Here is a 12,429-nt window from a genome sequence, read left to right on the forward strand (position 1 = left end):
GTTAACCTCCACCTTCTAACTGCTCAGACAACGAAGCAATCTGCTGCTTTAATTGTCTGTTCTCTGCGAATAACTTGACGATACATTTCAGTTCAAAGTTATCCCATGGTTTGGGAATGATGTATTCAAAAAGTCCCTGCTCAATAGCTTGCTGGCAACGGTCGATATCGGCGTATCCCGAAATACACAAACGGGTAATATCCGGCGCTTGTTGTTGTATTTTATCCATCAAGGCAAAACCATCCATAAATGGCATACGAATATCGGACAAAACAATATCTACAGGGCCGCCTTGCTCAATATGTGTGATGCAGTCAGCACCGTTATCAAAGATCTCTACATCAAAATCATGTCGGAAAAGACGCTTCAGCGCGCGCAATATTTCTTGCTCATCATCAACAACTACTAGGGTTAAACGCGCCATAACTTACGCTCCTTACCGATAACTACTTGTTTAATATCAAAGCACAAGTGTTTAAACATGCGCAAGTGTGGCGACAGATAAAGCGCCTTTACATCGTGAATTATTGCTTGTAAGTACTGGGCGTGTTCACGATTGAATTCAGCATACCCTTCATGAATGTTCGCTTGTGCAATGTTAAGTGCATTAGCATTAGCGATATCTTGTACTCTCGAGACAATGATTTCCATTGCCGATAGCCGATTCAACCTGTTTGCCGTTATGGAACCTTGGCGCATTAGGTATTTCATCAGCGGCGCAGAGCAGTAAGCAAAGCAGCCTTTTTGAGTTAGCTTCAACCACATATCCCAATCGCTAGCTGAGTTTAAGGTAGGGTCGAACAATCCCACATCAATCATGGATTGCTTTCGCGCAATTACGGTAGAAGTGCCCACAATATTAGCGCTAAGGAGCACGTTAAGGGGATCATGTAGTCCCACGAATTGCATGGCTGAACTTTGATTAAGGGCGGGGTTTTTCCAGTAGCTAAAGCAGTCGATAATGTCATTACCAGCTTCGTCGATATGATCGTAATTGGTAAAGGTTAGTACGCAGCCCTGATGCCGCTTCATGTAGCTAACTTGAACAGATAGCTTATTCGCTGTCCAGGTGTCATCTGCGTCTAAAAAGGCAATGAGTTCACCTTTTGCAGCAGCGATACCTGTGTTTCGTGCTTCAACTACACCTTTGTTCGCTTGGCTGATCACTTTTAATGGCGCATAGATACGCGCTTTCTGTTCCAGCCACTGTGTACAACCGTCTGTTGAACCGTCGTCAATAACAATGACCTCAATATTGTCCATCTCTTGTGCGACAATACTGTCGATACATGCTGGCAAGTAAGCCATACAATTGTATACCGGTATAATTACGCTCAAATCCACCTGCATTTTAAACCTCAACAATAACTACGTATTAACCTCTGCTAATACAGTGGCAAGCACCATGCCAGCAATTTTGTGCCTAAAACCCTCGTTAGTTGCATAACTCCATTGCATTTTGCAGTGGATTTTCCTCTGTCGTTGCATTTTGCCACTGATATCCGTGTTTACACGCTGAAAATTCTCGGCATGGGTTTTGTTATCTCAGTGATAAGCACAGACATAGTTGAGTAGAAAGATGAAGCACATCGGTATAGTAGTTCCAACGTTTCCAGTAGCGTCAGAAACTTTTGTGGTCACTGAGATAAACGCTTTAGTCGCCCTGGGACACAAAGTGACGGTATTTGCTTTTGAAAAAGGACCTGCGAATCACCTAGAAATAGCACCTACTGTTGAGTGCCACTACGCAAACGATCTTCCGGATGCATCTTTTAAGGATGTCGTTTCCTTGCCAATACGGCGAGTATTAAATGCGTATTGCGCCGCGTCGAAACAATCCAAGAGTGCCACTCTATCATTGCTTCGTTTTGGAGCTCGATTGGGAAAAGCCGCTCGTAGTGTTGGGATTGACCACTTACATAGTCATTTTTTAACGTCGTCCCTGGCTCACGCCGTTGTTGGTGCTGCATTGTTTGATTTACCCGTGTCGTGTGTCGGTCATGGGCACGATGTATATCAGACGCCTGTTGATCTTCCTGCAAAATTAAAATACTGCGATTTTGCTGTCGCGGTATGTGCTCATATGCAAAAGCAATTGTCCGCACTCACCAAAACACCACTTCATGTTGTGCACTGCGGTGTAAATACTGATGCTTTTTCTTTTCGTACTCTTCCGAAAAATACCACAACACGCTTCCTATTTATCGGTCGTCTTGTGGAAAAGAAGGGATTGAAGTACGCGATAGAAGCACTTGCCAATATTCCAGCGTCAAGTCGTCCTTCTTTTCATATCGTGGGGGATGGAGAAGTAAAGGACGCTTTAATGAACATAGTGCAAAAGTATCAATTGGAAGCGAGTGTGAAATTCTTGGGATACAAACCACCCCAGTGGCTTCAGGACAATGCAGGTTATTACGACGGACTGATTGCACCGTTTTGCGAGGCAGCGAACGGTGACCGAGACACTGGCCCCGTGGTGTTAAAAGAAGCAATGGCAATGGGGCTGCCCGTAATATCTACAGTATTTATGGGCTGTCCTGAAATTGTCGATAACGCATCTGGTTTTCTTGTTCCTCCCAAATCAAGTGAAAAGTTAAAAAGCGCCATAGAACACTTTTGCACTATGAGTTCTGTGGACAAAAAGCGGATGCGCGAGTGCGCGCGCCAACGGGTTGAAGATGCGTTTTGTGCTAGTAAACAAGCCAGGCAGCTTTCTCGTCTGATTAATGGGGGAGGTGCAGTATGACAGCGTTAAAATCTATGGCGTATTACGGGATCTCTGTAGCGATTATCAAAGGTAGCAGCCTGATAATGTTGCCGATCACAACGTCTTTTGTGGATATTGCCTCTTACGGTGTGCTTAATCTCTTGAGCAGTTTTGTCTCAATTGCGGGGCTAATCTTAACACTGGGGTTAGGAGAGTCTCTCTATCGATTCGCGTCGGACAAGCGCAGTAAGCGTCCAGCAGATGTGTACAAATGGTGTTATACCGTATCGCTAGTGGGCTGTTTTTCACTGGTTTTTATAGCTTACCTATTTAATGACTACCTAATTTCACTGTTTCCATTGGAAGTGGAAACCTACCAGTTCAATTGGGTACTCACAACCTTGCTATGTTCGGCATTGGCGACTGTGCCCTACGCGATGTGGAGGTATCAAGGTCAAGTACAAAAGTATTTTGCTTTTGCCGTTGGCGTTTCTCTTGTTCAAACAGTCATCACACTGGTACTGCTTAACATGGGAATGGGTATAGATGCTGTTTTGCTATCTGGTGCACTCAGCAATGCGTTTTTCACCGGAATACTTTTATTGGTCCATCGAAGACTCTTTTCACTTCAGGTGTTGCAAAAATCCGTTGTTAAATGGCAGTACTCGCTAAGTATCATGCTTGCTTCTTGTATTAGCTTTGTGTTGCAAGGCAGCGAACAATGGATCATAGCCAGTAAACTTGGGGCAACATCTCTTGCGAGCTATTTTATTGCGGCTCAATTGGGTGTTGCCGTGTCTATCGCGGTTGAACCCTACAAACTGTGGTGGTTTGCCCGTAGACACAAATCGGTGGATAACCCAGACATTAACAACCCTCTGTTTTCTGTATTAGGGGTGGAGCTAACGCTCATTTCTGCCCTTGTGATGATGGCCGTTATGCCATTACTACTTACCTACATTATGCCTGAAGCTTATTTGGGAGCCATAGAATGGCTAGGGTGGCTGTGCGTTGTCGCCGTTATCAAAACTCATGCAGAGATGCTCAATCTTGGCTGTTATGTAAAGCTTGGTGGCAAATCTCCACTCGTTATCAATGCAATAGCTGCGGTTTGCATGCTCTGCTTATCTTTGAACTTAGTTCAACCACTTGGTTTATTGGGAATAATCATCTCCGTAGCATTAAGTCATAGTGTGCGCGCGATCCTATTTATTGTCGTTAGCCAGAAGCTGCTTCCTCAAGCTTATTCTAGATTTCGACTCCTTACTGTCGGCACTTCACTGTTGGCGGGATTTATTGCTTATCAAACTGCAAGTTTTGGTGCGGTAGTTGCAATTACCTGTTTATACGGTGTGTCAGTGTTGGTGGCATACAAAGATTTATATCTAGAACGACTGATGCGCAGCATACGCAGGCACCAAACACAAGCAGTAGGTAAGTTATGATTAATGTAAAGCAAATAGATCAACAATGGGCGATAGCTATCATGGGTACCGCACTCATTGTCGCAGCCTTCTATTCAGCGGGTATTTTGATTGCCTTTGCTCTGGTTCTACTGCCTTTTGCAGCCACTATGGCGGTGCGTATCAGCAGTGTGTTTTTAGTGTTGTTCATTCTTTTTTCTTACTTCCGCCTACATGAGGCATTTCCCGTCCTTATGCCCTTTAAATTTCCAAAATTATTGGCATTGGCGTCGCTGGTAGGTATTGCCTGGCACCTAATTGTTACTCAGCGTTTAACACCTTACTGGCACTCTAGTTTGTTGATTTTTGCATGTTATTTGGCTGGCTAACGGTGTGTACTTTTTTGGCGGCGAATCCTGGCGTAGCTATCGCGTACTGGAGTGGCACCCTTACTAAGGTATTTATCATGGTGTTTGCTATAGCTTGGTGGATCAAAAGCGAAGTCGCCTTCATGTGGGTGAGGTTAGGCATCATGGTATCTGGCGTGTCGGTAGCCCTCGTCGCACTCTACAACAAGGCCAATGGTATTGGATTGGTTGAAGGCACCCGAGTCACTATATCGCGCGACTTACGCTCGCAGTTGGGCGACCCTAATGACCTCTCTCTCGTGCTTATGTTTCCTGTATCGTTTTTGGCCGCTGAAGCGTTTAATACTTCAGGCACACGTACGCAGAGATTCTTTGGTATTGCAGGCTTACTCATTGTAATTAATGGCATTATTGCTACACAAAGCCGTGGTGGTTTGCTGGGTATCTGCGCGGTACTTGGTTACTTTTTCTATCAGAGAGTCCGCAGTATTTATATCACTGGTATTGTAGGGGTGATAGGGATCATGTGCCTTGCTGTAGTTGCGGGTATATCCGACCGTTCAAGTGGTGGTGCGGCGGAGGGGGGAGTCGACGCCTCGGCAATGGGCAGACTGTATGCGTGGCAGGCGGCCTTCAATATGGCGGTAAGAAACCCATTTACCGGTGTCGGTATCGATAATTTCTATGCCAACTACTATTTCTACAGCCCTCATTGGGACGGAAAAAATCACGCGGTTCACAGCACCTGGTTACAGGTAATGGCTGAAACCGGTTTTGTTGGTTTTACCCTCTTCGTTACGCTTATCGTTGCTATTTACAAGTTACTTCGACGTTCTCAACAACTTCTAGACACACATGCAGACGCTGGTCTTTTAATGGTAAATCGCTCGCTGCAAGCGGGACTCCTAGCATTTTGCGTATCTGGCACGTTTCTTACACAAGCTTTTACATGGCCCTTGTATATTATTCTGGCTTTATCTGTCGCTTTCGAGCGTATGGTTCAAGCCCGTTCTTCGGATCGGAGGTAAGTATGATTCCCTTAACCCTTGTAAACTGGATAAAAAACGACGATTCAACACCCGCTAAGCTCTCACGCGCGTGTTACTACAATGCTAGGAACTTCAGCATTCCACCTGTGAAGGCTATCTATGTACCCTTGCGTGTGTTGCATAATGCAATGCGCAATACCTTGCAGTCGTTCATGACAAAGGTTTATTTCACGCCAATGTTTAAAACCTATTTAACGAACAACCCGAAAGATCTGTTTTTGTACAGTGGTATGCCGCAAATCCTCGGTACCTTAGAGATTACCGTTGGAAACAACGTACGCATATCAGGTATTTCTACGTTTTGCGGACGAACTGCAGCAAAACAAACCCCTCAGCTAGTGATTGGTGACAATGTTGACATTGGTTGGCAAAACAGCATTTCTGTGGGTACTCGAGTAGAAATTCAAAACCATGTAAGACTCGCCGGTAAGGTATTTCTTTGTGGATTTCCAGGGCATCCGTTAAATGCGGAACAACGCCGCTTAGGTGCACCCGAAACCGATGCACAGGCTAAACCCATTGTACTGGAGGAAGATGTGTGGGTAGGCACTGGCGCGACGATCATGGGGGGAGTATCCATTGGAAAAGGCAGCATTGTGGGAGCCGGCGCTGTAGTGACGCAATCAGTGCCACCCTATTGCGTGGTGGCAGGTAATCCGGCCAAAGTGGTAAAATCACTGGAGGCATATCAATGAACAAGCTTGTAATATTTGGTGAAGACTGGGGAAGTCACCCAAGCAGTACTCAACATCTGGCTAAGCACTTGTTGCAGGCACATGAAATTGTGTGGGTAAACTCGGTTGGCATGCGCGCACCATCATTTAGCTTTAAAGATGTTCAACGTATTTTGCAAAAAGCGGTAATGATGTTTAGTAAATCTTCAAAAAGTACTGAGAGTACTGCTAGCCAATGTGTCAACACTGATCTTAATGGCAAGCTCCGCGTTATCAACCCGTTCACGCTGCCATGGCACAACAATCTAATGGTTAATAAGTTCAATCAGCGCCAAATTAACAGAGCGATTGGACCTGCAATGCCCAATGAAAAGCGCACTTATTGGCTAAGTCTGCCAACGGCAATGTCTATGATTGACCCCACGCCGCAAGATACGCTTGTTTATTACTGTTGTGATGATTTTCATGCTCTCGATGGTGTGGATCAGCGTATGACTGCAAAGTGGGAACCTGAGCTTATCGCCCGTGCTGATGTCATTCTTGCTTCTAGTGAAAAGCTCCTAAAGAAAATGCCTACAGAGAAGTCACATTTGCTCGAGCATGGCGTGGATTATTCGCTGTTTGCAAATCGAGTAACACCTCATCCAATACTTAATACCCAACGTCCGATTATAGGTTTTTACGGTAGCATATCGTCGTGGGTAGATACGGATTTGCTATACCGCCTTGCTACCGAGCATCCGGAATACGACATCATGTTGGTTGGTAAAGTGAAAACTGATGTCACTTCACTAGTGTCACTGCCTAATGTTGTATTTGTTGATGCGGTCAATCACGCTGAACTCCCTCAGTTTTCTCAACACTGGGATGTGCTAGTGATGCCATTCAAAGACAACGAGCAGATCCGAGCGTGTAACCCGTTAAAACTTCGCGAGTATCTCGCTGCTGGACGCCCAGTGGTAAGCACGTATTTTCCAGCGGTAGATACCTATAGTCACTTGGTACATATTGCTCAAGATGCAACCTCCTTTGTTACTTGTGTTAAAAACGCTGTCGCTTTCAGTGATGAGCAATGCAAGGTACTCAGGCACAGACAGCAAGAAAGCGTAGCTCACCACGACTGGGCGCAACGTGCGCTACTGGCCAATAAACTCATTACTAACGTCGCCTAAGGCGTACTCTCCCTGAAACTTCGGCGCTGATTTCAGCGCCATTTTTTTATTCACCATTTTTCAAAGTTGGCAATGATATTGCGATATCTACTGTAACTAAGCCAAACAGGAAAGAGTATTTGCAATTTGCAACGGTATTTACGATTAGACGCCTTAATCGTTGTAATTTGCAAAGTACTTATTGAGAACAATGACGGTAAGACAACAAATCAAGAGACTGATTTATATATTGCTTTACGCTCTGTATCGAAGAGCGAGGCTTTTTGTTGTGCCTATGCTTATTTTACCTGTGGTTGTCGTTTTACAGGGCATAAGTAGCGAAAAGTATTATGTAAGCCATGCTTCCGTACTTCTGGAAGAATCATCATTATTGAATCCATTCTTGGATGAACTGTCTTTTTCTTTTGAGTTAGAAGACAGAATCGACGCATTGAAAACGCTCGTGCTAAGTCGCGATGTGTTATCGGAAGTGGCTAAAAATGCGGATTTAATGCCAGATGAATTGGGTGTTGTTGAAAAAGACATCCTTATTGAAAAACTTAAATCAAATCTGTCAATTACAGTGGTAGGTGATGAACTGGTTAGAATTCATTTTCGTTGGAATCAGCCAGAGAAAATGGTGCCTGTACTAGAAGGCGTTGTCGACGCCTTTGTAGAACGCTTGCTTGCACCTACCAAAACTTCACTCGATTCTTCAGAGCAATTCTTTGAGGTTCAAATTGAGCACTTTCGCGAAGACTTAGAAGAGGCCGACGACAAGCTGGCTGAATATCGCGCCGCACACAGTAGCGAACTTCCACAGTTATTTATCAGTAATCAAGAGGCGCTTCAAACTATAGAGCGTCAGCGCCAACTCAAGTCTGTTGAGTTGTCTGGTGTGAAAGCGCGGCTAGATATGCTCGAAAACAAGTTAGGTAAAGCAAATCCGGTATTAGGCATACTTGAAGATAAAATAATTCGCGCTGAGTCAGAACTTGCGCTACTTCGAACAAAATATACCCTCAAGCACAGTAAAGTCGCTGCAGTGGTTAGAGAAATTGAAACACTGAAACAACGTCAACGCGAGATCCTTCAATCGCCCGAGAGTACTCAAGATCTGGACATTGATCGCTTGTGGCAACTTGCGAATACCTTGCCCGACAGTGGCAACCCCAACGAACCAAATTTATTGGTCTCGCAAATCATCGCTTTGCAAGAGGCTAGAAATCACTACGCCCAGGTGATTGAAGAAATGACCATGCTAGACCTCCAGGTAGAAGAGCTCAGTAAACGATTGAGTTCCTCAAGCGAGGTGGAGCGTCAGTTGCGTATTTTGGAGCGCGACTACGAGGTTAAGTCTGACCTGTATAGAGACATGTTGTCACGTTACGAAATGGCAAAGATTTCCGGTGAACTAGTGCGTTATGAAGGGCCAGACAAGGTCAAGCAGATTGAACGTGCGTATAGCCCCACGCAGTCAACTAATGCGCCATTTATTGCCATTCTGTTGACTGGAATTGTCTTGGGTGTTGTGGCTGGTGGTCTGTTTGTCTTCGTCGCTGAGCTGCTAGATGCCTCTATTAAAGACAAAGTTACCGTAGAAAAACTCACGAATAAACCTGTGTTGGCGATATTGCCGGTGATTCCGGTAGCGAGCGCAGTATCGAATAATCACTATGCTATCCCGAGTAGTAAGGAGTAATGATGAATATTTTGCAAATCGTACAACACTTAAAAACTGGCGGTCTTGAGACCATGGTGTTGGATCTAATGAAAAACAGCCAGTATTGCGATACGACGTACATTGTTGCTTTAGAGGGAAACAAAGAAGACGCGTTAGCCGCTTTCCCGCAGCTACAACGTATTGAGCACAGGATCATTTGCTTGAACAAAGCACCAGGATGGAAGTTAGGTGTAGTAGAGCAGCTCACCACTATCATAAAAGAAAAGCGCATTGATGCATTACACAGTCATCATATAGGCCCGCTTATTTACGGTGCTATGGCGCAAAAGCAATGCAAAGGGGTCGGCCATATTCATACCATTCATGATGCGTGGTTTCTTAATACTCGCCGGTACCGTTTTATGTTCCAGTTTATCGTCAAGATGACTAATGTGACCTTGGTGGCAGATGCAAAAACTGTTGCCAATGACATCAAAGATCTTGCGGGGATCAATGTAGATGAAACCATATTGAACGGTATCGACATTACACGTTATTCCTCAGGCGACAAGATGCGAGCTCGTCAGTCATTAGGGTTACCACTGTCAGAGTACCTCATCGGTTGTGCGGCGCGCCTTGCACCTGGCAAGGGCCATAAGGCGCTCATTGAAACACTAGCTAAGCTACCCGAGAGCGTTCACCTTGTTCTCGCGGGTCAAGGAGAGCTAGGGGAATCTCTAGAAGCCCTGAGCCAACAATTGAAAATTGCTCATAGGATCCATTGGTTAGGTCAATGTGAAGATATGCCTTCTTTCTACCAAGCCATCGATAGCTTCTGCTTGTTTTCCGAGCGGGAAGGCCTGCCTCTCAGCGTGATGGAAGCCATTGCGAGCTATAAACCGGTGGTATCAACCAATGTAGGTGGAATTCCCGAGGTAGTCACGAGTGATGTTGGTATGACTCTTGAACCTACTAATACACGTTCTTTGCATTCTGCATTACTTGAAAGCTTAAGAACGCCCGTTGATAGAACGAAAGTTAAGGCATTGCGCAAGAGAATCGACGTTAGAACCATGTCAGCTCGGTACGATGCCTTAGTCAAACCAATGAGTTTCCAATAGGAGCACCGCTATGACGACGTTATGGGTACTATTTACAATTTGCATTGCATTATTCATGTACCACCATTTTATATACCCGCTGCTATTGAGATTTGTTGCAAAACGCCAAAAAGTGAAACATTTAGCACCTAATGCGGTTCAAACGCTTCCCAGAGTAGGCATAATCATGTGCGCATATAATGAGGAAGCATACATACGCGCCAAGTTAGATAACCTAGCGATGCTTGACTATCCACCCACGGCGTACGATATACACATCGGGCTCGATGGTTGTACTGATAACACAGAGGCGGTGATCAACAGCGTCTCCCAAGATTTGGTTCAAAAGCGAATTCAATGTACACCGCATGTATTCACTACTAATCAAGGTAAAGTGAAAACACTCAATTATCTAATTGAGAAAACCAAAGACCAATATGATGTTTTGCTTTTCACCGATGTTAGTGCGCTTTTGAGTATTGATGCGCTACGCAACGTTGCACAGGCTTTCCAATCTCCTAATGTCGGTGTTGTTTCGGGCGACTATCAGTTTTTAAACCCTGCTCAGCCAGAACAAACTAAATATTGGCAATATCAAAATAAACTAAAACGCGATGAGGGCGCTCTAGGTGCTGTTATTGGTGTTCCAGGTGCTATGTTTGCCGTGCGCGCTAAGTTAGTTAAAACCGTACCTGAAAACACGATAAATGATGATTTTGTCATTCCTATGCGTGCGATAGAGCAGGGCTACGAGGCTATTGTTGATCCTGATTTAGGCATTGTAGAGCTAGAGAGTGACACTAGTGATCAAGAATTAAAACGTCGTGTTCGTATTGGCGCAGGCAACCTTCAACAACTTGGGTTTTTAAAGAGCATGTTGCGTATGCGTAATGGATGGAAAGCGTTTAATTTCTTTTCAGGTAAGGCTATGCGTGCAGTTATGCCAATTATTATCGCGGTCGGCAGCATCAGTATAGTGTCATTAGCTGCACTTGGTAGTACATTCGCTCAAATAGCGACTGCTGCTACGGCGGGAACGTTACTTGTCGAGAGTGCACTCAAGCACGGTTTAGGCATTAAGAAAGTTCCCGTATTGTCTTCACTGAGTTATTTGGTTGTGAATTATGCCTATGCGTTAGTTGGCATAGTTAAGTGGTGTTGTGGGCATTACGCTAAATCTTGGAATAACGGTGGCAAACGTGATCTTGATTATGTGCCTTTATCGGTTCGTTTTGGCAAGCGCACCATTGATATCCTTGGAAGTGCGAGCGGCTTACTCATGTTAATGCCCCTAATGATCCTAACGGCTGTGGTGGTAAAAGTATCTTCAAAGGGACCTGTATTTTACAAACAATGGCGTGTAGGCAAGGCGTCAGGCTCATGGGTATCGTTGTTTTATATGTATAAATTTAGAACGATGGTAGTCAATGCAGAGCAAAACACGGGTGCAGTGTGGTCTAAAAACAATGATCCTAGAATCACCCGAGTCGGACGCTTTTTGCGAAAAACTCGTATTGACGAGTTACCCCAACTCTGGAACGTACTCATTGGTGATATGTCGTTAATTGGCCCACGACCCGAACGCCCTGATTTTCATAAAAAGCTCGAATTTCACATCCCGTTTTTCAGTGAACGAACTATGAATGTAAAGCCTGGTATTTCTGGTTTAGCACAAATAAAAGAAGCGTACGCTAACGACATCAATGGTATGCGCCAAAAATTAGCCTGGGACATGGCCTACACGTTGAGCTTGTCGAGCCCTATGCGCTGGATAAAAACTGAAATTACCATTGTGTTTGCAACGCTAAAAGTCATGCTTTTAGCAAAAGGGCAGTAAGGCATATTGCAAAAACACAGATTCGCAATATGCAAATAACAAATGCTATATCTATTAAGTTGTTGATAATTAACATTAAATAAAGTTGGCCTCCAAATTGTACTGTAATAAATAGCAGATGAATTTGGAGGCTTTAACATGACCAATACACTAAACACCCAAGTAAAAAACGACACCATTTCAGTTCAACTACCCGAAGAGTTCGATGGTTTTTCAGTGGATAAAGCCAGAGAGCAGTTAGACAGCATAGCGTTAGATATGCATCACCACGTGGTTCTTGATTTCGCAGATACACAATTCATTGATTCTTCTGGCGTAGGCGCCATCGTGTTTTTATTTAAGCGTATCACTAAGCAAGGTCGTACATTGCAACTCGTTCATGTGGAGGGGCAACCTCACAAGCTTCTTTCAATGTTGCATGTTGATAGAACGATTTCAGTTAACGCTGCTACACCAATGAGCGCTTAGGAGAGCACC

General features: G+C 44.5%; 12 protein-coding genes. 10 read left to right on the forward strand and 2 right to left on the reverse strand.

Translation table 11 applies throughout. From position 1 onward, the window contains the following. Position 1 precedes the first annotated feature (1 nt). Both EYS00_RS06515 and EYS00_RS06520 read right to left on the reverse strand, forming a co-directional pair. A complete protein-coding gene (locus EYS00_RS06515) occupies positions 2 to 424 on the reverse strand; it encodes a response regulator (RefSeq protein WP_130635759.1) in 423 nt (140 codons plus the stop codon). After that, positions 412 to 1,350, reverse strand: coding sequence for a glycosyltransferase family 2 protein (locus tag EYS00_RS06520; protein WP_130635760.1), 939 nt, complete (start codon positions 1,348 to 1,350; stop codon positions 412 to 414). Before EYS00_RS06520 ends, EYS00_RS06515 begins: the two co-directional genes overlap by 13 nt. A gap of 229 nt (positions 1,351 to 1,579) precedes the next feature. Here EYS00_RS06520 and EYS00_RS06525 point away from each other — a divergent pair, with 229 nt between their 5' ends. The 10 genes from EYS00_RS06525 (at position 1,580) to EYS00_RS06565 (ending at position 12,420) form a co-directional block, all read left to right on the forward strand. After that, positions 1,580 to 2,746 carry a glycosyltransferase gene (locus EYS00_RS06525; protein ID WP_130635761.1) on the forward strand — a complete coding sequence of 389 codons (1,167 nt, stop codon included), beginning with the start codon at positions 1,580 to 1,582 and terminating at the stop codon, positions 2,744 to 2,746. Further along, the gene (locus EYS00_RS06530; RefSeq protein ID WP_130635762.1) at positions 2,743 to 4,152 is read left to right on the forward strand and encodes a lipopolysaccharide biosynthesis protein; all 1,410 of its coding nucleotides are present in this window, start codon (positions 2,743 to 2,745) and stop codon (positions 4,150 to 4,152) included. The genes EYS00_RS06525 and EYS00_RS06530 overlap by 4 nt, the downstream gene beginning before the upstream one ends. Further along, positions 4,149 to 4,499, forward strand: coding sequence for a hypothetical protein (locus tag EYS00_RS20850; protein ID WP_242618672.1), 351 nt, complete (start codon positions 4,149 to 4,151; stop codon positions 4,497 to 4,499). Before EYS00_RS06530 ends, EYS00_RS20850 begins: the two co-directional genes overlap by 4 nt. A 77-nt stretch (positions 4,500 to 4,576) precedes the next feature. Beyond that, entirely contained in the window at positions 4,577 to 5,506 is a 930-nt protein-coding gene (locus tag EYS00_RS06535; RefSeq protein ID WP_242618673.1) for an O-antigen ligase, read from the forward strand. A 2-nt stretch (positions 5,507 to 5,508) separates the two neighbouring features. Next, the gene (locus tag EYS00_RS06540) at positions 5,509 to 6,222 is read left to right on the forward strand and encodes a DapH/DapD/GlmU-related protein (protein WP_242618674.1); all 714 of its coding nucleotides are present in this window, start codon (positions 5,509 to 5,511) and stop codon (positions 6,220 to 6,222) included. Then, positions 6,219 to 7,373, forward strand: a complete 1,155-nt coding sequence (locus tag EYS00_RS06545; RefSeq protein WP_130635763.1) for a glycosyltransferase — start codon at positions 6,219 to 6,221, stop codon at positions 7,371 to 7,373. Before EYS00_RS06540 ends, EYS00_RS06545 begins: the two co-directional genes overlap by 4 nt. Before the next feature lie 274 nt (positions 7,374 to 7,647). Further along, a complete protein-coding gene (locus EYS00_RS06550; RefSeq protein ID WP_242618699.1) occupies positions 7,648 to 9,054 on the forward strand; it encodes a sugar transporter in 1,407 nt (468 codons plus the stop codon). Continuing rightward, a complete protein-coding gene (locus tag EYS00_RS06555; RefSeq protein WP_130635765.1) occupies positions 9,054 to 10,136 on the forward strand; it encodes a glycosyltransferase in 1,083 nt (360 codons plus the stop codon). Before EYS00_RS06550 ends, EYS00_RS06555 begins: the two co-directional genes overlap by 1 nt. 55 nt (positions 10,137 to 10,191) lie before the next feature. Next, the gene (locus tag EYS00_RS06560) at positions 10,192 to 11,952 is read left to right on the forward strand and encodes a sugar transferase (RefSeq protein ID WP_258313020.1); all 1,761 of its coding nucleotides are present in this window, start codon (positions 10,192 to 10,194) and stop codon (positions 11,950 to 11,952) included. Positions 11,953 to 12,090: 138 nt separating this feature from the next. After that, the gene (locus EYS00_RS06565; protein ID WP_130635767.1) at positions 12,091 to 12,420 is read left to right on the forward strand and encodes an STAS domain-containing protein; all 330 of its coding nucleotides are present in this window, start codon (positions 12,091 to 12,093) and stop codon (positions 12,418 to 12,420) included. Positions 12,421 to 12,429 lie beyond the last annotated feature (9 nt).

This window comes from Alteromonas sp. KUL49, assembly GCF_006538345.1.
Lineage (GTDB): Bacteria > Pseudomonadota > Gammaproteobacteria > Enterobacterales > Alteromonadaceae > Alteromonas.